At 64.4% G+C, this 23,127-nt stretch carries 20 protein-coding genes; 7 read left to right on the top strand and 13 right to left on the bottom strand.

Annotated features, from left to right (window positions below; genetic code table 11):
• Positions 1 to 27 precede the first annotated feature (27 nt).
• Complete coding sequence (locus NK214_RS19890; RefSeq protein WP_227108495.1) at positions 28 to 1,035, bottom strand: class 1 fructose-bisphosphatase; 1,008 nt, start codon at positions 1,033 to 1,035, stop codon at positions 28 to 30.
• A 200-nt stretch (positions 1,036 to 1,235) separates the two neighbouring features.
• Between NK214_RS19890 and NK214_RS19885 the strand changes: the two genes are divergently transcribed.
• The gene (locus NK214_RS19885) at positions 1,236 to 2,009 is read left to right on the top strand and encodes an ABC transporter substrate-binding protein (protein WP_253315312.1); all 774 of its coding nucleotides are present in this window, start codon (positions 1,236 to 1,238) and stop codon (positions 2,007 to 2,009) included.
• A 1-nt stretch (position 2,010) separates the two neighbouring features.
• Here NK214_RS19885 and gcvA read toward each other — a convergent pair whose 3' ends face one another.
• Positions 2,011 to 2,907, bottom strand: a complete 897-nt coding sequence (gene gcvA / locus NK214_RS19880) for a transcriptional regulator GcvA (protein WP_107799053.1) — start codon at positions 2,905 to 2,907, stop codon at positions 2,011 to 2,013.
• A gap of 215 nt (positions 2,908 to 3,122) precedes the next feature.
• Between gcvA and acnB the strand changes: the two genes are divergently transcribed.
• Complete coding sequence (gene acnB / locus NK214_RS19875; protein WP_107799054.1) at positions 3,123 to 5,708, top strand: bifunctional aconitate hydratase 2/2-methylisocitrate dehydratase; 2,586 nt, start codon at positions 3,123 to 3,125, stop codon at positions 5,706 to 5,708.
• 128 nt (positions 5,709 to 5,836) lie between these two features.
• Here acnB and aac(6') read toward each other — a convergent pair whose 3' ends face one another.
• The 6 genes from aac(6') to ggt form a co-directional block, all read right to left on the bottom strand.
• On the bottom strand, positions 5,837 to 6,280 hold the full coding sequence (aac(6'), locus tag NK214_RS19870; protein ID WP_253315311.1) for an aminoglycoside 6'-N-acetyltransferase: 444 nt from the start codon (positions 6,278 to 6,280) through the stop codon (positions 5,837 to 5,839).
• Between the two features lie 77 nt (positions 6,281 to 6,357).
• Positions 6,358 to 6,516 carry a hypothetical protein gene (locus tag NK214_RS19865; protein ID WP_158274264.1) on the bottom strand — a complete coding sequence of 53 codons (159 nt, stop codon included), beginning with the start codon at positions 6,514 to 6,516 and terminating at the stop codon, positions 6,358 to 6,360.
• 130 nt (positions 6,517 to 6,646) lie between these two features.
• Positions 6,647 to 6,967 carry an SMR family transporter gene (locus NK214_RS19860; protein WP_253315310.1) on the bottom strand — a complete coding sequence of 107 codons (321 nt, stop codon included), beginning with the start codon at positions 6,965 to 6,967 and terminating at the stop codon, positions 6,647 to 6,649.
• Positions 6,964 to 7,338 carry a multidrug efflux SMR transporter gene (locus tag NK214_RS19855; RefSeq protein ID WP_107799059.1) on the bottom strand — a complete coding sequence of 125 codons (375 nt, stop codon included), beginning with the start codon at positions 7,336 to 7,338 and terminating at the stop codon, positions 6,964 to 6,966. Before NK214_RS19855 ends, NK214_RS19860 begins: the two co-directional genes overlap by 4 nt.
• Before the next feature lie 274 nt (positions 7,339 to 7,612).
• Entirely contained in the window at positions 7,613 to 8,374 is a 762-nt protein-coding gene (locus NK214_RS19850) for an ABC transporter substrate-binding protein (protein ID WP_253315309.1), read from the bottom strand.
• Positions 8,375 to 8,564: 190 nt separating this feature from the next.
• Positions 8,565 to 10,328: a gamma-glutamyltransferase gene (gene ggt, locus NK214_RS19845; protein ID WP_253315308.1), complete on the bottom strand. Its 1,764-nt coding sequence runs from the start codon at positions 10,326 to 10,328 to the stop codon at positions 8,565 to 8,567.
• A gap of 171 nt (positions 10,329 to 10,499) precedes the next feature.
• Between ggt and NK214_RS19840 the strand changes: the two genes are divergently transcribed.
• Together NK214_RS19840 and NK214_RS19835 are read left to right on the top strand one after the other, a co-directional pair.
• Complete coding sequence (locus tag NK214_RS19840) at positions 10,500 to 12,119, top strand: methyl-accepting chemotaxis protein (RefSeq protein WP_253315307.1); 1,620 nt, start codon at positions 10,500 to 10,502, stop codon at positions 12,117 to 12,119.
• A 122-nt stretch (positions 12,120 to 12,241) separates the two neighbouring features.
• Positions 12,242 to 13,861, top strand: coding sequence for a methyl-accepting chemotaxis protein (locus NK214_RS19835; protein WP_253315306.1), 1,620 nt, complete (start codon positions 12,242 to 12,244; stop codon positions 13,859 to 13,861).
• 74 nt (positions 13,862 to 13,935) lie between these two features.
• On the opposite strand, the gene NK214_RS19830 is transcribed toward NK214_RS19835, so the two are convergent.
• From NK214_RS19830 to NK214_RS25025, 3 genes are all read right to left on the bottom strand, one after another.
• The gene (locus NK214_RS19830; protein WP_253315305.1) at positions 13,936 to 14,127 is read right to left on the bottom strand and encodes a hypothetical protein; all 192 of its coding nucleotides are present in this window, start codon (positions 14,125 to 14,127) and stop codon (positions 13,936 to 13,938) included.
• Between the two features lie 340 nt (positions 14,128 to 14,467).
• Positions 14,468 to 14,839 (bottom strand): hypothetical protein, encoded by a 372-nt coding sequence (locus NK214_RS19825; RefSeq protein WP_253315304.1) that lies wholly within the window; start codon positions 14,837 to 14,839, stop codon positions 14,468 to 14,470.
• A 436-nt stretch (positions 14,840 to 15,275) separates the two neighbouring features.
• The gene (locus NK214_RS25025; protein ID WP_256477513.1) at positions 15,276 to 16,922 is read right to left on the bottom strand and encodes a methyl-accepting chemotaxis protein; all 1,647 of its coding nucleotides are present in this window, start codon (positions 16,920 to 16,922) and stop codon (positions 15,276 to 15,278) included.
• 439 nt (positions 16,923 to 17,361) lie between these two features.
• On the opposite strand from NK214_RS25025, the gene NK214_RS19810 reads away from it, so the two are divergent.
• Positions 17,362 to 18,111 carry an endonuclease/exonuclease/phosphatase family protein gene (locus tag NK214_RS19810; protein ID WP_107799067.1) on the top strand — a complete coding sequence of 250 codons (750 nt, stop codon included), beginning with the start codon at positions 17,362 to 17,364 and terminating at the stop codon, positions 18,109 to 18,111.
• An 88-nt stretch (positions 18,112 to 18,199) separates the two neighbouring features.
• Here the strand turns inward: NK214_RS19810 and NK214_RS19805 are convergent, their stop codons facing one another.
• Both NK214_RS19805 and NK214_RS19800 read right to left on the bottom strand, forming a co-directional pair.
• Positions 18,200 to 19,945 carry a methyl-accepting chemotaxis protein gene (locus NK214_RS19805; RefSeq protein ID WP_227108475.1) on the bottom strand — a complete coding sequence of 582 codons (1,746 nt, stop codon included), beginning with the start codon at positions 19,943 to 19,945 and terminating at the stop codon, positions 18,200 to 18,202.
• Between the two features lie 46 nt (positions 19,946 to 19,991).
• Complete coding sequence (locus NK214_RS19800) at positions 19,992 to 21,686, bottom strand: methyl-accepting chemotaxis protein (protein WP_253315303.1); 1,695 nt, start codon at positions 21,684 to 21,686, stop codon at positions 19,992 to 19,994.
• 160 nt (positions 21,687 to 21,846) lie between these two features.
• On the opposite strand from NK214_RS19800, the gene NK214_RS19795 reads away from it, so the two are divergent.
• Entirely contained in the window at positions 21,847 to 22,152 is a 306-nt protein-coding gene (locus NK214_RS19795; RefSeq protein ID WP_253315302.1) for an STAS domain-containing protein, read from the top strand.
• The coding region (locus NK214_RS19790; RefSeq protein WP_253315301.1) for an Hpt domain-containing protein at positions 22,139 to 23,127 on the top strand (989 nt) is incomplete at its 3' end. The genes NK214_RS19795 and NK214_RS19790, both read left to right, overlap by 14 nt.

Genomic DNA, 23,127 nt, shown 5'->3' with positions numbered 1-23,127 from the left:
GGCAGGGTTTTTTGTTGGGCGGACCGCTTACTGCTGCTCGGCGTGGTAGGCGGTGACGCGCTCCACTTCTTCCTTGGAGCCGAGGAAAACCGCCACCCGCTCGTGCAGCTTCTGCGGCTGGATGTCCATGATGCGCTGATGGCCGTTGGTGGCGGCACCGCCGGCCTGTTCCACCACGAAGGCCATCGGATTGCCTTCGTACATCAGCCGCAGCTTGCCGGCCTGGTCCGGGGTGCGCGCGTCGCGCGGATACATGAAGATGCCGCCGCGGGTCAGGATGCGATGCACCTCGGCCACCATGGACGCCACCCAGCGCATATTGAAATCGCGGCCGCGCGGACCGGTGCTGCCGGCCAGCAGTTCGTCGACATAGCGTTTCACCGGCGCATCCCAGTGACGCATATTGGACATATTGATGGCGAACTCGCCGGTGCTTTCCGGCACCTTCATGTCCGGGTGGGTCAGCACGAAAGAGCCTTGTTCGCGGTCCAGCGTGAAGCCGTGGACGCCGCTGCCGAAGGTCAGCACCAGCAGGGTTTGCGGGCCGTACACGGTGTAGCCGGCGGCCACTTGCTCGGTGCCGGGCTGCAGGAAGGCGCCCTCGGTGGCGTGGTCAATGCCCTGCGGGCAGCGCAGGATGGAGAAAATGGTGCCCACCGAGATGTTGACGTCGATATTGGATGAGCCGTCCAGCGGATCGAACATCAACAGGTACTCGCCCTTCGGGTATTCGCCGGGGATGTGGTAAGGCAGCTCCATTTCCTCGGAGGCCATCGCCGCCAGGCTGCCGCCCCATTCATTGGCGTCCAGCAGGTAATCGTTGGCGATCACGTCCAGCTTCTTCTGCGCCTCGCCCTGGATATTGCCGGTGCCGGCTTCGCCCAGCACGTCGGCCAGCGCCCCCTTGTTCACCGAATAGCTGATGGCCTTGCAGGCGCGGCCTACGGTTTCGATCAGCAGGCGCAACTCAGGCGGCAGCGTGCCGGCCTTGCGTTGCTGTTCGATCAAAAAGCGGGAGAGGGTGATGCGGCTCATGGCAATCCTTAGCTTTGGGTGGGTGCGCGAAACAAATGCTCGATATGCCGGCATGAGCCGGCTTGACCGCCACATTATAACGGATAAGCGAGTTGCGGTCGTCATGCCCCCGGGGGCGCGGGGGCGGGCGGAAATCGCAGGCAGGCGGCGCGTGGAACGGCTATGAATAAAATCGGGTTCACGCGGTACGGGGAAAGACCATGGCTAAGGGTTTATTGACGCTGCTATTGCTGCTGGCGGCCTGGCAGGCGCGGGCCATCACCATCTACACCGAAGACTGGCCGCCCATCACATTTCAGCACAACGGCGTGCCGGACGGCATGGCGGTGGAAGTGGTGCGCGAGATCCAGACGCGCATGCACGACAACAGCGCCATCGACGTGGTGCCCTGGGCGCGAGGCTATAAAGAGCTGCTGACCACGCCCGGAGTGATGCTGTTCACCGTGGGGCGCAACGACACCCGGGAAAAACAGATGACGCTGCTGGGCCCCATCGCCATCTCGCAGACCGTGCTGCTGGCGCGCAAGGGCGAGGCGGCCGGCCTGCTGGCGCTGGGCAACGGCATTTATCACCGGCCGGTGGGCGCTTATCGCGGCAGCATCTTCGCCGACGCGGCGATCGCGGCCGGCTTCATCGAGGTGGATCTGGCGCCCACCCCGCAGATCACCGCGCAGAAGCTGCTGGTCGGCCGCTACGATATGTGGTCGGAAGGCGGCTTCGTCGTGGCCTCGGTGCTGAAAGACATCCACCAGCCGCCGGAGGCGGTGGAAGTGGTGCGGGTGCTGGAAACGCTGGAACTCTACCTGGCGTTTTCGCGCGGCACCTCGGCGGCGGAAGTGAAGCGCTGGCAGACCGCCTTCGCCGCCGTCAAGAAAGACGGCAGCTTCAAGCGCATCTACAACAAATGGCTGCCGCGCGACGCGGCGCCGATGGAGCTCAAGCTGATTGGCCTGCCCCTCGGTTCCGCGCGTTGATTCAGGCGGCCGCGTCCGGGCGGACGGCCTCGCCCTCCAGCCAGCGGCAGAAGGCCGCGACGGCGGCGTCCTCCGCCGCCGCGCGCGGCGCCACCCAGCAGTAGTCGCGCACCGTGGCCACCGGCGCCGGCAACGGCGACAACAGCACGCCGGCGTCTATCTGCGCCTGCGCCATCGGCATCGGCCCCAGCACCACGCCCAGGCCGTCCATCGCCGCCTGCAAGGCCAGCGAGAAACTGTCGAAATGCATGGCGCTGGCCGGCTTCAGCTCCGGCACCCCGGCCAGGGTCAGCCAGCGCTGCCAGGCGGTGGGGCGGGTGTCCGCGTAGAGCAGGGTATGCCGCGCCAGATCCGCCGGGCTGGCGATGGGCGCGGCGGCCAGCAGCGCCGGACCGCACAGCGGCAGCTCCCATTCCTTCAGAAAGGGCTTGGCGATGTGGCCGGGCCAATCGCCGGGGCCGCGGCGGATGGCGATGTCGAACGGACTGTCCAGCCGGCTGATGTCGCGGTCCGAGGTGGCCAGATGCAGCTCCAGCTCCGGAAACTGCTCGCGAAAACGGCTCAGCCGCGGCAGCAGCCAGTGCATGGCGAAGGTGGGCGTGGAATTGATGCTGATCCGGCGGCGGCGGTCCGCCTGCAGCAGCTGAGAGGTGGCGTTGGCGATCAGATCCAGGCCGTCCTGCACCTGCACCAGATAGCGCCAGCCGGGGTCGGTCAGCTTGACTCTGCCGCCGCTGCGCTCGAACAGCGGTACGCCCAGCCAATCCTCCAGCTGCTTGATCTGCTTGCTCACAGCCCCGTGGGTGACGAAGAGTTCGCCGGCGGCGGCGGAAAAGCTCTCCAGCCGGGCCGCTGCCTCAAAAATACGCAGGGTGTTGAGAGGGGGGTAAGTGCTCATGCTGTGATTTTAACTCACAATCTATGTTGCGATAACTCGTTTGAAAGCGGACGGCTAACAGCGTAATCTTCAGGCATGAAATCAAGGCCGCCGCCCGGCGTTGCGGCGCGGTCTTGATGGCCGCAGCCATAGCCTTACCTCATTGTCCCGCAGCGTCGGAGTCCCGGCCTTGCCGGGGACGCTGCCAACAACCCAAGCCATAAAGGTCAAAAGTCATGCTGGAAGCTTACCGTCAACACGTGGCCGAGCGCGCCGCGCTGGGCATCCCGCCGCTGCCGCTGTCCGCCAAGCAGGTGGAAGCGCTGGTGGAACTGCTGAAAAACCCGCCCAAGGGCGAGGAAAGCACCCTGGTCGAACTGATCACCCATCGCGTGCCGCCGGGCGTGGACGACGCCGCCAAGGTCAAGGCTTCCTTCCTGGCCGCCGTGGCCGAGGGCGACGCCCAATCCCCGCTGATCTCCCGCGAGCTGGCCACTCAGCTGCTGGGCACCATGCTGGGCGGCTACAACATCAAGCCGCTGATCGACCTGCTGGACGACGCCGCCGTGGCGCAGATCGCCGCCGACGGCCTGAAGAAAACCCTGCTGATGTTCGACGCCTTCCACGACGTGAAGGAGAAAATGGACAAGGGCAACGCCCACGCCAAGCAGGTGGTGGAATCCTGGGCCAATGCCGAATGGTTCACTAGCCGTCCGGCGGTGGCCGATAAAATCACCGTCACCGTGTTCAAGGTCACCGGCGAAACCAATACCGACGACCTGTCCCCGGCGCCGGACGCCTGGAGCCGCCCGGACATCCCGCTGCATTACCTCGCCATGCTGAAAAACGCCCGTCCCGGCATTACCCCGGAAGAAGACGGCAAGCGCGGCCCGATGCAGTTCATCGAAGACCTGAAGCAAAAAGGCCATCTGGTCGCCTACGTCGGCGATGTCGTCGGCACCGGCTCCAGCCGCAAATCCGCCACCAACAGCGTGATCTGGGGCACCGGCGAAGACATTCCTTACGTGCCCAACAAGCGCTTCGGCGGCGTGTGCCTGGGCGGTAAGATCGCCCCCATCTTCTTCAACACCCAGGAAGACTCCGGTGCGCTGCCGATCGAAGTGGACGTGTCCAAGATGGACATGGGCGATGTGATCGACATCTATCCGTATGAAGGCAAGATCGAGAAGGCCGGCCAGAAGATCGCCGACTTCGCGCTCAAGTCCGAGGTGATCCTGGACGAAGTGCGCGCCGGCGGCCGCATCAACCTGATCATCGGCCGCGGTTTGACCGGCAAGGCGCGCGAAGCGCTGGGCCTGCCGGCGTCCACGGAATTCCGCCTGCCCAAATCCCCAGTGGATTCCGGCAAGGGCTTCAGCCTGGCGCAAAAAATGGTCGGCCGCGCCTGTGGCCTGCCGGAAGGCCAGGGCGTGCGCCCGGGCACCTACTGCGAACCGAAGATGACCACCGTCGGCTCCCAGGACACCACCGGCCCGATGACCCGCGACGAACTGAAAGACCTGGCTTGCCTGGGCTTCTCCGCCGACCTGGTGATGCAGTCCTTCTGCCACACCGCCGCTTACCCCAAGCCGGTGGACGTGAAGATGCACAAGGAACTGCCGGCCTTCATCTCCACCCGCGGCGGCGTGTCGCTGCGCCCGGGCGACGGCGTGATCCACAGCTGGCTGAACCGCCTGCTGCTGCCGGACACCGTGGGCACCGGCGGCGACAGCCACACCCGTTTCCCGATCGGCATCTCCTTCCCGGCCGGCTCCGGCCTGGTGGCCTTCGCCGCCGCCACCGGCGTGATGCCGCTGGACATGCCTGAATCGGTGCTGGTGCGCTTCAAGGGCAAGATGCAGCCGGGCGTGACCCTGCGCGATCTGGTCAACGCCATCCCGCTGTACGCGATCAAGCAAGGCCTGCTGACCGTGGCCAAGGCCGGCAAGAAAAACGCCTTCTCCGGCCGCATCCTGGAAATCGAAGGCCTGCCGGATCTGAAGGTGGAGCAAGCGTTTGAGCTGTCCGACGCCTCCGCCGAGCGTTCCGCCGCCGGTTGCACCGTGCATCTGGACAAAGCGCCGATCATCGAATACATGACCTCCAACATCACCCTGATGAAAACCATGATCGCCAACGGCTATCAGGACGCGCGCACGCTGGAGCGCCGCATCAAGGCGATGGAGGCCTGGATCGCCAATCCGCAGCTGCTGAAGGGCGACGCCGACGCGGAATACGCGGCGGTGATCGAGATCGATCTGGCCGACATCCACGAGCCCATCGTGGCCTGCCCGAACGACCCGGACGACGTGAAAACCCTGTCCGACGTGGCCGGCGCCAAGATCGACGAAGTGTTCATCGGTTCTTGCATGACCAATATCGGCCACTTCCGCGCCGCTTCCAAGCTGCTGGAAGGCAAGCGCGACATCCCGGTGAAACTGTGGGTGGCGCCGCCGACCAAGATGGACGCCGAACAGCTGACCGCGGAAGGCCATTACGGCACCTTCGGCACCGCCGGCGCGCGGATGGAAATGCCGGGCTGCTCGCTGTGCATGGGCAACCAGGCGCAGGTGAAGGAGGGCGCCACCGTGATGTCCACCTCCACCCGCAACTTCCCCAACCGTCTGGGCAAAAACTCCAACGTCTACCTGGGTTCCGCCGAATTGGCCGCGATCTGCTCCCGTCTGGGCCGCATTCCGACCAAGGAGGAATACATGGCCGACATCGGCGTGCTCAATCAGAAGGCCGGCGAAGTGTACCGCTACATGAACTTCAACGAGATCGCCGACTACCAGGAACTGGCCGATACCGTGAAGGTGTAAGCCAAGCCATGGTTTGACGGCCTGAGCTTTGCTTGAGAAATCCGGGGCGTCTCGATGGATGCCCCCGGAGATACCCCCAAAAAAATACCCCGCGCGAGCGGGGTATTTTTATTGGGCGCAAGCGGGATTCAGCGCAGCGGCATCCGATAGAATACCACTCTCTCCGTCTCCTCGAAGCCCAGCCGGGCGTGCATGCTTTGGGAGGCGAGATTGTCCAGCGGCGCGTCGGACGCCAGTTCGGCGCAGCCGCGCTCCAGGCCCCAGGCCCGTACCGCCGCCACCAGTTGGCGGGCGACGCCGGCTTGCCGGTGCGCGGGCGCGACGAAGATGCCTTCCAGAAAAGCCGCCGGGCTGCCGTCGCAGCCGTTGACGTAGTCTTGGCGGACCGCGGCGTCGGCAAAGCCGAGCGCCTGGCCGTCGTCGTCCAGGGCCAGGAAGGAGGTCAGGTGGCGGGAGGCCAGGATGTGCTCGCCGTCCGCGCGGTGCGCGGCGTCGTCGTGATGCGGCCATAATTGTCGGTGCAGGGCTTGCCAGGCCGGCAGCGTCGCGAGTTCCAGTGTTCGGATGTGCATATCGTCCTCAGGGCGCGCGGCGGGGAAAAAACAAGGGGCCGGCATGGCCGGCCCGGTGTGTGGTCGAAGGCGGCGCGTCAATCGACTTCGCCGCACAGCTCGCAAGGTTGATCCGTTTCGCCGTGGATGGCCAGGATGCCGACATCGCTGGCGCAGTGCTCGCAGAGGGTGAGCAAGGCTTGGGTGTTTTCCAAGGACTCTTGGCTCATGCCGCTCAAGACTTGATACTGTTGCATGTCTCAGCCTTTCATTGCTTGGATGGAGCCCGTACCCTAAACCGTTATGACGCGGGTTGCCATACTCAGATAGGACAGGTCGGGCTGGGCGGCGCGTCATAAAAGCGTCACTGAACGCCGCCGAGGTTTATCAGGCGGTGGTCAGCACCACCACCGAGGAAATCACCACCGCCATGCCCACCCAGCCCAGCGGCTTGAGCCGCTGGCCAAAGAAGATGCGCGCGCCGATGGCGGTGCCGATGATGCCCAGCGCGCCCCACAGCGCGTAGGCCACGGCCAGATCGATGCCGCGCACCGCCTGGCCCAGCAGGGCGAAAGCCGCCCAGACCATGGCGATGGCGCCGAAGCCCCAGGCCTTGTTGCGGAAGCCGTTGGATTTTTCCAGCATCAGGTTGGCGGCCACCTCGATCAGGGCCGAGGACACCACGAATACATAAAATACGGTTTTCATGCGCTTTGCTCCTGGGTGTGTTCATCGGCTTCGCCGGCCACCACGCAGGCGATGCCCACCACGGACAAGGCCAGTCCGATGATTTCCTGCGTCAGCAGCGTTTCGCCGAACAGATGGACGCCGATCAGCGCCAGGCCGGCCAGACCCAGGGCTTCCCAGGCGGCGTAGGCGACGCCCACGGAAATGGTGCGGATGGCGAGGGACAGGAAGTAATAGGACAGCGCCAGCGCCGCCGCCATCACGCCGTAGCCCCAGTAGCTCTCGGTGCGGGCGGCGTAGGCCATGAAGGACGTGCCCAGGATTTCGGTGGCGATGGCCACCAGTAGAAAGGCCCAGCCCAGCCAGGCTGGGGAAGACGATTGAGTTTGCATGCTACGCTCCTGTGATTGGAAATCCGGAAGCCACATGCGCTAGAGGCGCAACAACGCTCCGCTAAAAGCGCGGATGACGCCGTCAGCAAAGACAGTCGGTCGCTTAGGCTGCCCCGTGAAACCGTCTGGGGCAGAAGGGTTGTTTATCGCATTGAAGCGCAAGATAAGCGCCTGTCAAAGGCGAGGCGCTTATGGTGGCTGTTTGATATTTTGAACAAATATAACACAACGCTAATAGTTGTTCAATTTAATTGATAGCAAAAACTTTCAAATGCTATTTGCACGCGGCCATCCTGACGTTGTAGCGGCGCGCCAGGCGCGGCAGCGTGCCGTCGTGGCACAGCGCGTTCAAGGCTTGGTTGAAGTCCGCCACCATGCCGGGTTTCACTGATTTCAAAGGGAATCCGTATAGATAGGTCAGCGGCTGTATGCTGGCCAGCGGGCGCAGGCCGCTCAGCGCTTCGCGCCGGATGATGTAGCGAGTGACGTCTTCGTTGGCGAAAACCACCGCGTCCGCGCCGTAACGCATGGCGGCCAATTTCTTTAACACCGTTTCCTGATTGTTTTCCACGGAGATGTTCATATTGGGCAAGCCGGCGATCAGCTTGTCCAGGGCGTTTTGAGAGATGGACGGGCCGTAGACCGCGATGCGGTGGTTGAGCAGGTCCTGGGGGCGCTGGTAGCGGAAGGTGGAGCTGGCGGTGGCGAACAGGCCGTAACTGCTGTTGTACACCGGGGCGCTCAAGGCCAGCGACATCCTGCGCTCGGGCGTGTCCTGCACCGGGAAAATGCCGTCCACCTTGCCTTCATCGGCCAGCAGCAGGGCGCGGCGCCAGACCATGGCCTGGATTTCGCAGTTCCAGTTCAGCCGCTGGCAGACGGCCACCAGCGTATCCACCATCAGGCCTTGGGGCTGGGGTTTGTCGGTCACCTCGATGAAGGGCGGAAAATCCTGGGTGACGAAGTGCAGGGTGGCCGCGTTGACGGGGAGCGACAGCGACAAGACCAGCGCGGCGCTGCTCGACAATTTCAGCATGTGCGGGCTTCTCCCCAGTGACGGCGCGGGGCCGGCGGCGCTCAGGCGAAAGCCGGTTTTAACGCCGTATCGCCGCAGCGCGGCAGACTTTGAACAGTTTCCTTATTACATTATGGTTGAGTTTTGACGCCGGTTTCTCGCTTTATCGGCCGGCCGGGCGCGTCCTTGAACGGCGCCCGGCCGGCGCGTCTTAATAGCCCATCGTGGCGCCGTCAGGGTTGCGCGGGTCGGAATAGCCGTACAAGCCGCCGTCGCGCAGCTGTATGGTCTGGGTCCGGCCCATGCTGGGCTTGAGCGCGATCTTGTAGCCTTGTTCGCGCAGCAGGCGCAGCGTATCCGGGCTCAGGCCCTTTTCCACCCGCAATTCGTCCGGCAGCCATTGATGGTGCACCCGCGGCGTGGACGCGGCTTCCGCCGGGTTCATGCCGAAATCGACGGCGTTGACGATGGTCTGCAAAGTGGTGGTGATGATGCGCGCGCCGCCCGGGCTGCCGGTGACCAGCCAGGGCTTGCCGTTTTTCAGCACCAGCGTCGGCGACATCGAGGACAGCGGCCGCTTGCCGGCCGCCACCGCGTTGGCGTCGCCGCCGATCAGGCCGAAGGCGTTGGGCACGCCGGGCTTGACGGAAAAGTCGTCCATCTCGTTGTTGAGCAGAATGCCGGTGCCGCCGGCGACGATGCCGCTGCCGAAATTCAGGTTCAGCGTGTAAGTCACCGCCACCGCGTTGCCTTGCTTGTCCACAATGGAGTAATGGGTGGTCTGGTCGCTCTCATAGGGCTGCGGCTTGCCGGGCTTGATCTCGGCGGCGGGGCGGGCCTTGACCGGGTCTATCGTCGTGGCCAGCTGGTCGGCGTAGCGCTTGGAGGTCAGGCCGGCCTGCGGCACTTTGACGAAGGCCGGGTCGCCCAGGTATTCCGAGCGGTCGGCGTAGGCCAGCTTCATCGCCTCGGCCAGATAGTGGATGGTCTGCGCGCTGTTGGGGCCGTAGTCGGCCAGCGGATAGCGTTCCAGCAGGTTCAGGATCTGGACGATGTGGATGCCGCCGGAGCTGGGCGGCGGCATGGACACCACCTGATAGCCGCGATACGTGCCGCTGACCGGCGCGCGCTCCTCCACCTTGTAGCCGGCCAGATCGGCCTTGTTGATCAGGCCGCCGTGGCGCGCCATTTCCGCCACGATCTTGTCGGCGATGTCGCCCTGATAGAAGGCTTTGGGTCCTTGTTGCGCGATCAGGCGCAGCGATTTGCCCAGATCGCGCTGCACCAGCTTCTCGCCGGCGCGCAGCGGGCGGCCGTCGCGGAAGAACACCGCCCGGCTGCTGTCCCAGCGGCCCAGATTGTCTTTTTCCACTTCCAGCATTTCCGCCAGCGTCTGAGACACCGGGAAACCTTGCTCCGCCAGCTTCACCGCCGGCGCAATCACCCTGGCCAGCGGCAGGCTGCCCCAGCGCTGCTGGGCGTGGGCCAGGCCGGCCACGGTGCCGGGCACGCCCACCGCCAGATGGGTGTACAGCGAGCGGCCGTCCACGACCTTGCCCTGCGCGTCCAGATACATGTCGCGGCTGGCCTTGGCCGGCGCGATCTCGCGGAAATCCAGCGCGATATTGCGGCCGCTCTTGGCGTCGTGCAGCACCATGAAGCCGCCGCCGCCCAGGTTGCCGGCGTTGGGCAGCGTCACCGCCAGCGCAAAGCCCACCGCCACCGCGGCGTCCACCGCGTTGCCGCCCTGGCGCAGAATGTCCAGGCCCACCTGGGTGGCCAGGCCCTGTTCGGTGGCCACCATGCCGTTGCGGGCGTAGACCGGGTGGAAGACATCGTAGTCGTAATCGTATTTGACCTGCGGCGGCGCCGGCGGGCTCAGCGCCAGGGCCGGGGCGTTGAAGCCCAGGCTCAGGCCCAGGCTCAGGGCCAGCGCGCTCAGCAGCAGTCTGGGGCGGGGACGGAATGGCGTCATGGTGATTCTCCTTTGTTGTTGGCGTTTTATGAATGTTGTGATTGCGAGAACATTCTACGGTGCCGCCGCCTGTCGCAAAAGCCTGATTTTCCATGCCAAATGATTTGAAAATCCCAAGCAGACACGCCTATAAAGAATCGAGTTTCATAAGTCATCACCTAGGGGGCTACCATGAGCATATCCCAACGTTTGCTGCTGACCCTGGCGGTCGCCTTGCTCGGCTTGTTCATTGTGGGCAGCTTCGGGCTGCTACAGCTGCACCGGGCCAATGAGCGCTTCGACTATCTGCAGGCCAACACCTTTCCCAGCATCCACACCCTGGATCAGGCTTTGCAGGCGCAAACCGATATGCGGGTGCTGACCTACCGCCACGGCATCAGCGAAGATCCCAAGGTCAAGGCCGATATCGAAGCCAATATCGCGCAGCTGGACAAGCAGATGGACACGGCGCTGGACCATTACCAGAAAGACCTGGTGTCCGACGACGAGGACAGGCGGATGATAGAAAAAGACCGCGCGGACATCCGGATCTACCGCCAGCAGCGCGACACCGTGTTCAAGATCTCCCGCGAGCAGCCGCCGGAAACCACGCGGCGGGAGCTGGTGGGCGGTCCGCTGTTGGCCACGGCCAAGACCGTGGTCAAGGACATCAAGGAGCATATTGAATTCAACTACGGCCTGGCCAAGAAGCTGGCGGGCGAGAACGCCACGGCGTATCAGGAGGCTTTCGTGTCCTCCCTGGTGGTGATTGTGGGCGCCCTGATTCTGAGCGGGGCGCTGGGCTTCGCGCTGTTCCGCAGCATACGCAGCAGCCTGAACCAGATTGGCGAAACCCTGGATCAGGTCAGCGCCAGCAAGGATTTCCGCCTGCGCGCCAAGGTCTTGCGCAAGGACGAGATCGGCCGCACCGCCGCCGCCTTCAACCATTTGCTGGACGATCTGCAGCATAGCTTCCGCGGCATACGCGACAATATCTCGGAAATCGACAAAGCCACCTCCGGCCTGGCGGCCAACACCAATCAGATTGCGCGCAGCTCGGAAGTGCAGAGCGAATCCGCCGGGGCGATGGCGGCGGCGGTGGAGCAGATGACGGTGAGCATCAACCACGTGGCGGACAACGCGGTGGAGGCGCGCACCCAGGCGCAGCAGGCGGGCAGCATGGCCAACGAGGGCGGCCAGGTGATCTCCGCCACCGTGCTGGGTATTTCCGAGGTGGCGGGCGCGATCAGCGACGCCTCGCATCGCATTGGGCAATTGAAGGAAGACAGCGCCACCATCGCCTCGGTGATGGGCGTGATCAAGGACATTGCGGACCAGACCAACCTCTTGGCGCTGAACGCTGCCATCGAGGCGGCGCGGGCCGGCGAAACCGGCCGCGGCTTCGCCGTGGTGGCGGACGAGGTGCGCAAGCTGGCCGAGCGCACCGCCAGTTCCACCACGGAAATCGGCTCCATCATCAACAAGATGCAAAGCAGCACGCTGGAAGCGGTGCAAAGCATGGAAAAAGTGGTGGAACAGGTGCATCAGGAAACCGACAACGCCCGTGAAGCCAGCAGCGTGATAGAGAAGATTCAAGACAGCAGCGGCCAGGCGATGGAACTGGTCAAGGACATTTCCGGCAGCATCAATGAGCAAAGCACCGCCAGCAACACCATTGCCCAGAAAGTGGAGCAGATTGCGCAGATGGCGGAAGAAAACGCGTCCGCCTCCAGCGCCTCGGCGGACGCGGCGGAGCAATTGCAGCAGCAGGCCAAGAATATCCTGAACACCGTGACCCAATATCAAGTGTAGGGCCGAGCCGCCGCTAAATATTTGTTCTTAATAGATATTCTCACTTAGTACTTTCTCCTGTTTTCTGACTGCGCCTATAACAAAGCTACATGTGGTATCGGGCGAAGACACGGAGAATAAGGATGAATATCTCACAGCGACTCATGCTGACCTTGATGGTGGCCATGCTGGCCTTGATCGGCGTCGGCAGTTACGGCCTGTGGCAGTTGCACAGCGGCAATGAACGTTTCAACTATTTGAAGAACAACACCTTTCCCAGCATACAGGCGCTGGACCAGGGTCTGCTGGCCTTGACCAAGATGCGGGTGGCGGCTTACCGCCACGGCATCGCCGCGGACGCCAAGAGCAAGGCGGACGCCGAAGCGCAGATCGCCGAAGGCGACAAGATTCTGGATCAGGTGTTGGCCGCTTACGAGAAAGACCTGCTGTCCAACGACGCGGACCGCAAGCTGCTGCAACAGGACCGGGCGGATCTGCAAGCCTACCGCAATAATCGCGAAAGCTTTTTGAAGGCTTCGCGCGAGCATCCGGGGCCGGCGACGCAGGCCATGCTGGTGGCCGGGCCGATACCGGACTCCGCCAAGGCCCTGGCCAAAGACCTCAACGACCACATCGACTTCAACTACTCCATGGCGGACAGCCTGTCCAAGGACAACGCCGCCGCTTACAGCATGGCCTTCGGCAGCTCGGTGGCGGTAATCGCCGCCTGTCTGCTGCTGAGCGGCGGCCTGGGCTGGCTCTTGTTCAGTCATATCCGGACCAGCTTGCACCAGATACGCTCCACGCTGTTCAAGGTGAATCAGCACAAAGACTTCACCTTGCGCGCGCCGGTGGGGCGCATGGACGAGGTGGGCGAAACCGCCTCCGCCTTCAACCAGCTGCTGGAGAATCTGCAGCGCAGTTTCCGGGACATCCGCGACAGCATCGGCGCCATAGACGGCGCGATGTCCGGCCTGGCCAACAATACTCATGAAATCGCCCGCAGTTCGGAAATGCAAAGCGAATCCGCGGCGGCGATGGCGGCGGCGGTGGAGCAGATGACGGTGAGCATCAACCATGTCGCCTCCAGCGCGGTGGAAGCGCGCGGGCAGGCGCAGCAGGCCGGCGAGAGGGCGACCGAGGGCGGTCAGGTGATTTCCGCCACCGTGCGCGGCATCACCGAGGTGGCCGGCGCGATTACCGACGCCGCGCAACGCATTGGGCAGTTGAAGGAAGACAGCGCCACCATCGCCTCGGTGATGGGGGTGATCAAGGACATTGCGGATCAGACCAATCTCTTGGCGCTGAACGCGGCGATCGAGGCCGCGCGGGCCGGGGAGATGGGCCGCGGCTTCGCCGTGGTGGCGGACGAGGTGCGCAAGCTGGCCGAGCGCACCGCCAGCTCCACCACCGAGATCGCCGCCATCATCAACAAGATGCAGGGCAGCACGCTGGAAGCGGTGCAGAGCATGGAGAAAGTGGTGGAGCAGGTGCATCAGGAGACCGCCAACACCCGCGCCGCCAACGACGCCATCGACGGCATACGGGACAGCAGCGGCAAGGCGATGGAATTGGTGCGCGACATCTCCAACAGCATTTCCGAGCAGAGCGTGGCCAGCAACACCATCGCCCAGCGCGTGGAGCAGATTGCGCAGATGGCCGAGGAAAATTCGTCGGCGTCCAGCGGATCGGCGGACGCGGCGGGTCAGTTGAGCAAGCAGGCGCGGGTGATCTTGCAGACGGTGTCGGCCTATCAGGTGTGAAGCCCAGCGCCGGAATGCCAAAAGGCGGCGCGGCATGCTTGCCGTTCGCCGCCTTTTGGCGTGTGGGAGCCGGCTTATTCAGCCTGCTTGTCGCCCTTGTCCCGCTTGGCGCGTTTTAGCTCCTTCTTCTTGGCCGGTTTGTCGGTCATCGGGTGCTTCAGCACCTTGGCGGCCAGCTTCCTGGCCGATTTGGTGGCCTTCTTCTGTCCGCGCACCTTGTCCGCCAGCGCCGCCAGTTTCTTGGCGGCGCGCTTGTTCTTGGCCATCTGACTCTCCTTTACGGATTGATGAATCGAAGCCCCATGGTAAGGCGTTGGGGGGAATAAGCACCGGGTCTTTAGGCCATTGACGGATGGGCTTGGGCGTGAAAGCCGCTGGGGGAGGGGGCGGGAATGACAAGCATTTCGGCTGGGCGAGTCACCCGCCTGTGGTTTTTATCCGGCACCAAGAGGGAGGGTGAATGGATCAAACAGGTGACTCGCGCAGCCGCCTTGCCAGCGCTTTCCAGCAAGGATTGCAGGCTTTTTACCATAGATTGCCGGCGCCAGCCATTGTCACATTCCCCATTGCCGCCCGGACGAGGGCCGTCCGGGCGCGTTTTGCGGCTCAGGGCAGCGCGGTTTGCGCCTCCGCGTCCGACTCATGCATGCGGATGCTGACCGCGATCAATACTTCCAGATGGTCGAAGAAACCGGCCCAAGCGCCGCGCTGCGGACTGAAGTCGAACAAATTCATATCATGGGCGATGCGGCTGAGCAGGCCGTGGCCGGCGTGCTCCGGGTGCTGGCGGAACAGCTCAACCAGCGCGCGGCCGTGACGCTCGCCCAGCGCGTAGGCCTCCGGGAAATCCCGGCACAGAGGCACACGCCAGTAATGCGGCCGGCTGCGCGCGGGCGAGGGGCCGACAAAGGGCAGCTTGGCTTCGCGGGCTTCCAGCAAACGGTAGAAGGCGCGCAGTTCTTCCTTGGTTTTACTCATGGCGGGCCTCCTGGTTGAAGCAGGCAAGCGCCGATGCGGGGAAAGACGGGGACGCGGGGCGGGATACGCGCCGAATGGATTTCGACATTGCTACCTCCTCAAGCGGATGCCGGCCTGGCCGCGGGGCGCGGCTAGGCGGGCGCATGACAAGGTTGGACTACCGGGAGACTACTCCAAAGACCGGCGCACCATGAGGTGCCCTCGCCATGGCCCGCCCGAATAGGCAAAGCAATAGCGAGGCAGAGCGCGGGGAGGCCGCGGTCTGCCGGAGTCGTCTCAATGTCGGGAGTCCAAGCCCGAGCGCCGCAGTTGCAGCGGCGCGGGGCTATTGTTGGCGAGGCGGGGCTTTGCTGTCAATGAAGGGACGGCATCCGTGAAAAAACCGCCCCGCGGATCAGGCCGGCGGGGCGGAGGATGAAGCCGTTGAATCGCGGGCTTAGAGCTTGAAGGCCAGCGTGGTCTGTTGCAGCCGCTCCGCCACCACCGCCAGTTCGCGGGTGGCTTGCGAGAACACGTCCACGGCCACGCCGTTTTCCTTGGACATCTGGGCGATGGCCTCCACGCGGCCGGCCAGATCGGTGCTGGCCTGGCGTTGTTCCTGCATCGCCAGCGCGATGTCGCTGATGGCGCCCACCACTTCCTCCGCCCGCACTTCCACCGAACTGATGGTGGTGGACACATGTTCCGACGATTCCACCACCTGGCTGACGATGTGGCGGCTATTGCGCATGCTGTCCACCGCCTCCTTCGCCCCGGCCTGGATCTTGGCGATCATCTGGGTGATTTCGGTGGCGGAGCCGGTGGTGCGCTCGGCCAGCTTGCGCACTTCGTCGGCCACCACGGCAAAGCCGCGGCCCTGTTCGCCGGCGCGCGCGGCCTCGATGGCGGCGTTGAGCGCCAAGAGATTGGTCTGATCCGCCACTTCCTTGATCACGGTGGCGATGCTGCTGATCATTTGCGCCTGTTCGGACAGCGACTCCAGGTTGTTGGCGGAGGCGGCCACGCTGTCGTTGACCTTGCGCACTTGCTGGGTGGAGTCCTGCACTTCCTTATTGCCTATCTTGGCCTGACTGCCGGCTTCGCTGGCCTGGGAGTCCGCCAGCGAGGCGTTGTTGGAGCATTGGTCGATGCTGACGGTCAGCTCTTCGATCGAGGCGGCGGCGCTGGAGGTGGCGTTGACCTGCTGACCGATGCTGGCGCTGACTTGCTCGGTGGAGGCGGCCAGTTCCTCGGCGGTGGCGGCCACGCTGGAGGCGGAGTTGATGATGTCGCCCACGGTGACGCGCAGTTTTTTCTGGGTGTCGGACAGCGATTGCATCATCTGGGCCACTTCGTCCCGGCCTTGCACCTCAATGGTGCCGGTCAGATCGCCGCTCCCCAGCTGAAACAGCGCTTCCATGCCTTTTTTCAGGCTGCTGACGATGCCGTTCTGTATCATCACGCCCAGCGCCAGCAGCACGAGCACGGCCGCCACCAGCACGGCGATGACGACATTGCGAGCATGCTCGTACTTGGCCGCGGCCTCTTTCAAGGCCTTGTCGGCTCCTTTTACATTGATGTCGACGATCTGACTCATGATGTCGTCGGCGGCCTGGAATTTGGGCCGGCACTCCTTGGCCATCAGTTCCACCGCTTTCTTGTTGTTGGCGCCGTCGCCGGTGTCGCTGTAGCTGAGGTCGCGCACTTTTTTACAGGCTTCCTCCATCGCCGGCCAGGCGGCGTCAAAGCGTTTGAGCGCGTCCACTTCCGGCGGGGTGAGTACGGTTTTGCGATAGAGATCCATCAGCCGGTTCATTTCCGCCAAGAATTTGGTACGGTTGGCTGTGACCTGATCCATCTGCTTTTTTTCGGTTTCGGCGATAAAGCGGTAATCAGCGCGGCTGATGTAAATCGCGTTTTGGTTGGCCACGGCCACCCAGTAGACCGACATCAATAAATTGTCGTGCATATCGACAGTGAGGTCGTTCATATCCGACGTGCTTCTGACGCCCACTCCTCCAATAATCACGCTGGCCAGCACGCCCAACAGGATCAGGCCGAAAATCTTGACCTTGATGCTGAACTGCGCAAGAAAGTTTCCCATCGCTCGCTCCCTAACTTCCGCCGATAACCACGCATTGTTTTCTAGCTACTGTTATAAGTGTGTAGTGCAGCTGTATTCATCTTGCAATGCTTGATGTAGGAAATTTTGCAGACGGGCAGTTCGTTCTAGGCGAATGATTTTCAGTTCCATGTCCGCCTGGGAGCGGAGATTGAAATTGCGCGGCCAGCGCTTATCTTTGAAACTGAGGCGGCGGACAATGGGCGCGGGGAACGGGGCGGGCGGCCGGCGGTCTGAGTTAGCTTGTTCACGGGGCAGTTTAGAAGCGGCGGGCGGTGCGCCCGCCCGATTAAGAGCCACTAACAGAACCTCGCAGAGACCCTGAGCCAAGGCGCGCCGACGCAGGCAGTACAAGCCGTACGGCAAGGAGGCGCCAAGCGGGATCAGGGGTTTTGTTAGCGGGTCAAAAGAAGCGTATCGCATGAAAGCCATTACCGTAGCCACTTACAACATCCACAAGGGCATGTCGCCGCTGAACCGCCATGTGCGGCTGGGCGATATGGCCTCCGCGCTGGAATCCATAGACGCCGACGTGTTGTTCTTGCAGGAGGTGCAGGGCAAGAACATAGAACGCGCCTTGCAGCACGCCAGCTGGCCCAAGCTGCCGCAGCATCATTTCCTGGCGCGCCGGCTGGACCACAAGGCGGCTTACGGCCTGAACGCGGCCTATGAGCACGGCCATCACGGCAACGCCTTGCTGACGCGCTTTCCCATCAATACCTGGTGCAACCGCGATATCTCGGTCAACCGCTTCGAGAACCGCGGCCTGCTGCACTGTCAGTTGACGCCGGCGGGCTGGAAGCGGCCGGTGGTGACCTTGTGCGGCCATTTCAATCTGTTGGCGCGAGACCGGCGCAAGCAGTATCTGGACCTGGCGCGCTATGTGCGCGAGAACGTGCCGGCGGACGCGCCGCTGATTCTGGCCGGCGATTTCAACGACTGGCGGGAAGAGGCGACGGATCACCTGATGGACAGCCTGGGCATGGTGGAGGTGTTCGATCAGTTGTTCGGCCGCCATGCGCGCAGCTTTCCGGCGCGCATGCCCATGCTGCCGCTGGACCGGATCTATGTGCGCGGGCTGAAGCCCTTGGGGGCGGAGGTGCTGAAGGGCGCGCCGTGGTCGCGCTTGTCCGATCATTTGCCGCTGTCCGCCAGTTTGGCGCCGATTTGAGGGATAGACTTTGAACCGGTTCTGAGAGTCCAATGAAGGAAAACAGGGCTCCGCATTGCGGAGCCCTGTCGCTTTGTCGCGGACCGGTTTAGAGGTGGAAGCGCTCCACCACGTTCTTCAGCTTGCTGGCGTGGCCGTTCAGCTCGCTCAGGGTGGCGCTGGCGCCTTGCGCCACCTCGGAGGTGCTGCGGGTCATGCCGTTGATGTGCTCGGTGTTGTGGGCGATGTTGCCGACGGCGGTGGATTGCTCGCGGGTGGCGTGGGTGATCTGGGTGAAGGTGTCCACCACTTGCCGCATCAGGCCGCCAATGTTTTCAATCTCGCTGGCCGCGCCCTGGGCCAGGCCCACGCTTTGATCCACGGTGGAGCGGGCCTGCTGCATGCTGGCCACGGTGCCGGCGGTTTGCTGGCGCATGCCCTGGGTCATCTGGGTGATTTCGGTGGTGGCCTGGGCGGTGCGCTCGGCCAGTTTGCGCACTTCGTCCGCCACCACGGCGAAGCCGCGGCCCATTTCGCCGGCGCGCGCGGCTTCGATGGCGGCGTTGAGCGCCAAGAGGTTGGTCTGGTCGGCGATGTCCTTGATCACGTTGACGATGGAGCTGATTTCCTCGGAGCGGGTGCCCAGCGAGTTCAGCGTGTCGCTGAGGGTGGACATGGCCTGGGACAGTTTGCCCACCTCGGCCGAAACCTGATGCATGGCGTGGCGGCCGCGCTCCGCGCTGCTGTTGGCCTGGGAGATGATGGCGTTGGCGTCGGCGGTGGTGTCGGCCACATGGGTGACGCTGACGGTGATCTGCTCAATGGTGGCGGCGCTGGAGCTGATGGCCTGGTTGACCTGGTCCGCGTCCTCGCTGATGCGGTTGGTGGTCTGGTGCAGGGAGCCGACGGCGCTGACCAGCTGGCCGGCGTTGTTGTTGACTTCGCCTATCAAGCGGCGCAGCCGCTGGTTCATCACGCCGATCTGGCCCAGCGCGCTGGCTTCCGGCGCCTTGGGCACGTCCACGGCCAGATTGCCGGAGGCGATTTCCTGCAACACGCCTTCGATGTCGGTGACCGATCCGCCCAGCTGGGTATGGATCTGGCGGCGGCCCAGCAGGATCAGCAGCAGGATTTCGCCCACCAGCAGCACGATGGCGGTGAGGAATTGCAGCTGGGCGCTGGACAGCCTGTCCTTGGCCTGGGCCAGCGCGGCGTTGGTGCGCTGGTCCAGCAGCACGAAGAAGTCGTCGATGGGCTTCATGATCTGGGCTTTGAACTGGTGGTATTCCTTGCTGTGCACCAGCTTGCGCGCCAGTTCCATGTCCGGCTGGCCGCTGACGCTGTACTGACCCTGGGCGTCGGCGAACTTGCCCTTGACCGCGTTCATCGCCCGCACTTCCAGCTTGACCAGACCGTCGGAGTTGGCTTGCGCCTCCTTGAGCTTGGCGAACTCGCCTTCGGTGAAGCCGGCTTGCTGCATCAGGGTTTGCAGCGGCACGGTTTCGCTGTCCTGCCGGGGTTTTTCCTGGCCGGCGGCGACGAAGTCCCAATAGATGCGGTTGTATTCCTGCGGGCGCGGCGCCTTGCCGTTGCGGATGTCCAGCACGCGGTTGTATTGCTGCTCATAGCCGGGGTCGCCGGTGACGACGTAGGTGCGGCCCAGCCGGGTCAGGTCGTCCGAGCTTTGCCGCAGTTCCGAGGCCAGCAGGTAGGAGTGATAACGGCTTTCGCTGGCGGCGCTCATCACATCCACCGCCTGGCGCATGGAAATGAAGGTGTAGATCACGCCGATAAAGGTGAGCGCGATGAGAATCAGCAGGCCGGTGATGGCCTGGTTGGCGCGAAAATTTTTCATGTGGAGAGGTCCTCGCAGTGCGGCTGAACGATGTTGTGGTGGCCGGTCAATATCGGGTTCCATGGCCCGCGGTGACGCGGCCGGCGGCGCTGGTTTCTCCTCTGGGGGGAGCGGGGGCGGCGGCGTGGAAGCGCTGCATCTGGGCTTGCACTTGGTCCGCATGGCCGCGGCTGTCCGCCGAGATGGCGGCGAGTTCTTCCACCAGGCTGGCGTTTTGCCGGGTGGCGGCGCTCAGTTGCTGAATGGTGGCGTTGATTTGTCCCACGCCTTGCGCCTGTTCGTTGGCGGCCACGGCGATTTGCTGGATCAGGCTGGCGGTCTTGCCGCTGGAGGAGACGATGGCGGCCAGTTGCGCGCCAGCCTGGCCGGCGAGCTGTACGCCGCTGGCGGCCATGCCGCTGATCTCTCTGGCGGCCAGCTGGCTGCGCTCCGCCAGTTTGCGCACTTCCTGGGCCACGATGGAGAAGCCGTTGCCCTGGGCGCCGGCGCGGGCGGCTTCGATGGCGGCGTTGAGCGCCAGCAGATTGGTTTGATAGGCGATGTCGTCTATCACCGAGATGTGTTCCGCGATGCGCCGCATGCTGCGCACGGTGTGTTCGACGATTTCGCCGCCCTGGCGCGCGTCGTCCGCCGCCTGGGCGGCCATGGTTTCGGTGAGCTTGGCGTTGTCGCTGCTCTGGTTGATGGCGGAGGAGATCTGCTCCAGCGAGCAGGCGGCCTCGGACAGGCTGGCCGCCTGGCCGTTGGTGTTGAGGGACAGCTGCTGGGAGCTGTGGTTGATCTGGGCCGACATCATGGACAGATGGCCGGCGCCGCGCTGGGAGTCCGCTATCGCGCGGCTGAGCGTGGTCACGGTCTGGAGCATGGCTTCCGCCAGGCTGTCCCTGGGGTAGCCGCCGGGCGGGGCCGCGGCGGCCAGATCGCCGGCCGCCACCGCCCGCATCAGCCGGGTGACGCGCAAGGGCTCGTCGCCCAGCATGGCGAACAAACGCCGGTAAATGGTCCAGAACATCAACAGGCCCAGCGCGCAGCAGCCCAGCATCAGGCCGATGACGATGGCCAGCCATAGCCCGGCCTGGGTCCGGGATTGGGCGACGGCCTGGTTGGTGCGCTCTTCCATCAGCCGGTAGAAGGCGTCCACCGGCTGCATGATGGCGGCCTTGTCCAGATGGTATTGGCGGTCGTGCAGGATGCGCCGGGCCAGTTCCGGGTCCGGCGGGCCTTGGCGGCTGAAACCGCCCTGGCCGTCGGCGAAGCGTCCCTTCATCGCGTTCATCGCCACGGTTTCGGTGTTGACCAGCCGGTCCGAGTTGGCCTGGGCCAGCCCGAGCTGGTCGAATTCCTGCTGGGTGAAGCCGGCCTGCCGCATCAGCTGTTGCAGCGGCACGGCGGGGCCGTCCGGCTGCGGCTTGTTGTCGCTAGCCGCCATGAAGTCCCAGTAGATGCGGTTGTAGTGCTGCGGGCGCGGCTGCTGGCCGTTGCGTATCGCCAGCACCGCCCAGTATTGCCGCTCGTAGCGCGGGTCCGCGGTTTCCGCGTAGGTGCGGACCAGGCGGGTGAGGTCGTCCGAGCTTTGCCGCAGTTCGTTGGCCAGCAGATAGCTTTGATTGCGCTGCGATTCCGCCTGGGCTTGCAGATCCAGCTCATGCCGCAGGCGCAGGGTGCACAGCAGGAGCAGCAGCAAAAGCAGGGCGAAGACGCCGGCGCTGGCCGTCAGCAGGGATTTGATGCTCAGTTTCATAGGCCTCCCGCCATGCTGCTGTTGCCGTGTTCGCACCGTCGCGCGTTGGCTTGCTTACTGTTTTTTATAAAACAATCTGTTTCTTGACTACTTTTAGTGTGGACACTTAAGTAAAAACAGTGAGTTAACACCCGCTTGGCGTTTGGTTTGGGGGCGCGGAATGACCTTGCATGTCGAAACCGGCGAGGGTTGGGCCAGGGCCAGCCTGAGCGGCGAGTTGAGCGTTTACACGGTGGAGCAGCTGAAAAGCGAGCTCCTGCCCTTGCTGGGGCAGGAGTCGGTGTCGTTGAGCTTCGCCGAGGTGACGGAGGTGGACGGCTGCGCCTTGCAGTTGCTGCTGGTCTTTGGCCGGCAGCTGCGGCGGCTGGAGCTGCTGGCGGACAACCCCCTGGTCAGCGAGGCCTTTCAGTTGCTGGGCGTGGCGCTGACGGCGCCGACGGCGGGAGGCGAGGATGGACTGGAGTAAGGCCAGGGCGATTTTCCTGGAGGAGTCCCGCGAGCTGTGCGACGCGCTGGAAGGCGCACTGCTGGACCCGGCCGCCTTTCCCGCCGACGCCGAGACCTTCAACCTGCTGCTGCGCACCGCGCACACCATCAAGGGCTCCGCCGGCACCTTCGGTTTCGACGCGCTGGTGGCCTTCGCCCATGCGATGGAGAGCGTGCTGGAACGGCTGCGCGGCGGCAAGATCGCGCTGGGCGACGATCTGGTCAGCCTGCTGCTGGCCTGCAACGATCATCTGCGGCGAATGCTGGAGGCGGTGGAGGCCTCCGCGCTGGACGCGGAGCCGGTCTGGCCGGACGGCGCGCCGCTGTTGCAGCGCCTGCAGCTGTTCCTGCTGGACGGGGCCCCCTGCGCGGTGGCCGGCGAGGAGGCGCTGGACGCCGCCGCCACGCCGCTGTGGCAGTTGTCGCTGCGCTTTTATCCCGATCTGTTCCGCGACGGCTTCGATCCGCTGTCCTGCCTGCGTTTCCTCAGCCAGTTGGGCGCGCTGCGCGAGGTGGAGCTGGTCTGGCCGCCGCTGCCGGCCTTCGCCGACTTGGAGCCGACGGATTGCTTCATCGGCCTGGAGCTGAGCCTGGAATCCGCGGCCAGCCTGGAGCAGGTGCGCGACGTGTTCGAGTTTGTCGCCGAAGACAGCATGCTGGGCATTCTGCCGCCGCACGCGCCGCTGGCGGCCTTCCGCTCGCTGGCGGAGCGCCTGGGGGAGTCGATAGAGCCGCAGCTGTCGCGCTGGCTGGCGCGCGGGGCCTTGACCGCGGCGGAGGCGGAACGGGTGCGGGAGGCGCCCTGGCTGGCGCGGCCGGAGAGCGGGCGGAGCGGGGAGCCGGGCGCCGCGGGGGGGGGGGGGGGGGGGGGGGGGGGGGGGCGGGGGGGCGGGGGGGGGGGGCGGGGGGGGCGGGGGGGGGGGCGCGGGGGGGGGGGGGGGGTCGGGGGGGCGGG

It is taken from the genome of Chromobacterium sp. S0633 (assembly GCF_024158805.1).
Lineage (GTDB): Bacteria > Pseudomonadota > Gammaproteobacteria > Burkholderiales > Chromobacteriaceae > Chromobacterium.
Note: the sequence above shows the minus strand (reverse complement) of the source record. Positions and strands in the feature narration are given on the sequence as shown.

Excerpts from the sequence above, each read along its gene's own strand:
- NK214_RS19890 (WP_227108495.1), bottom strand. The coding sequence starts at position 1,035 with ATGAGCCGCATCACCCTCTCCCGCTTTTTGATCGAACAGCAACGCAAG.
- NK214_RS19885 (WP_253315312.1), top strand. The coding sequence starts at position 1,236 with ATGGCTAAGGGTTTATTGACGCTGCTATTGCTGCTGGCGGCCTGGCAG.
- gcvA (WP_107799053.1), bottom strand. The coding sequence starts at position 2,907 with ATGAGCACTTACCCCCCTCTCAACACCCTGCGTATTTTTGAGGCAGCG.
- acnB (WP_107799054.1), top strand. The coding sequence starts at position 3,123 with ATGCTGGAAGCTTACCGTCAACACGTGGCCGAGCGCGCCGCGCTGGGC.
- NK214_RS19865 (WP_158274264.1), bottom strand. The coding sequence starts at position 6,516 with ATGCAACAGTATCAAGTCTTGAGCGGCATGAGCCAAGAGTCCTTGGAA.
- NK214_RS19860 (WP_253315310.1), bottom strand. The coding sequence starts at position 6,967 with ATGAAAACCGTATTTTATGTATTCGTGGTGTCCTCGGCCCTGATCGAG.
- NK214_RS19855 (WP_107799059.1), bottom strand. The coding sequence starts at position 7,338 with ATGCAAACTCAATCGTCTTCCCCAGCCTGGCTGGGCTGGGCCTTTCTA.
- NK214_RS19850 (WP_253315309.1), bottom strand. The coding sequence starts at position 8,374 with ATGCTGAAATTGTCGAGCAGCGCCGCGCTGGTCTTGTCGCTGTCGCTC.
- ggt (WP_253315308.1), bottom strand. The coding sequence starts at position 10,328 with ATGACGCCATTCCGTCCCCGCCCCAGACTGCTGCTGAGCGCGCTGGCC.
- NK214_RS19840 (WP_253315307.1), top strand. The coding sequence starts at position 10,500 with ATGAGCATATCCCAACGTTTGCTGCTGACCCTGGCGGTCGCCTTGCTC.
- NK214_RS19835 (WP_253315306.1), top strand. The coding sequence starts at position 12,242 with ATGAATATCTCACAGCGACTCATGCTGACCTTGATGGTGGCCATGCTG.
- NK214_RS19830 (WP_253315305.1), bottom strand. The coding sequence starts at position 14,127 with ATGGCCAAGAACAAGCGCGCCGCCAAGAAACTGGCGGCGCTGGCGGAC.
- NK214_RS19825 (WP_253315304.1), bottom strand. The coding sequence starts at position 14,839 with ATGAGTAAAACCAAGGAAGAACTGCGCGCCTTCTACCGTTTGCTGGAA.
- NK214_RS25025 (WP_256477513.1), bottom strand. The coding sequence starts at position 16,922 with ATGGGAAACTTTCTTGCGCAGTTCAGCATCAAGGTCAAGATTTTCGGC.
- NK214_RS19810 (WP_107799067.1), top strand. The coding sequence starts at position 17,362 with ATGAAAGCCATTACCGTAGCCACTTACAACATCCACAAGGGCATGTCG.
- NK214_RS19805 (WP_227108475.1), bottom strand. The coding sequence starts at position 19,945 with ATGAAAAATTTTCGCGCCAACCAGGCCATCACCGGCCTGCTGATTCTC.
- NK214_RS19800 (WP_253315303.1), bottom strand. The coding sequence starts at position 21,686 with ATGAAACTGAGCATCAAATCCCTGCTGACGGCCAGCGCCGGCGTCTTC.
- NK214_RS19795 (WP_253315302.1), top strand. The coding sequence starts at position 21,847 with ATGACCTTGCATGTCGAAACCGGCGAGGGTTGGGCCAGGGCCAGCCTG.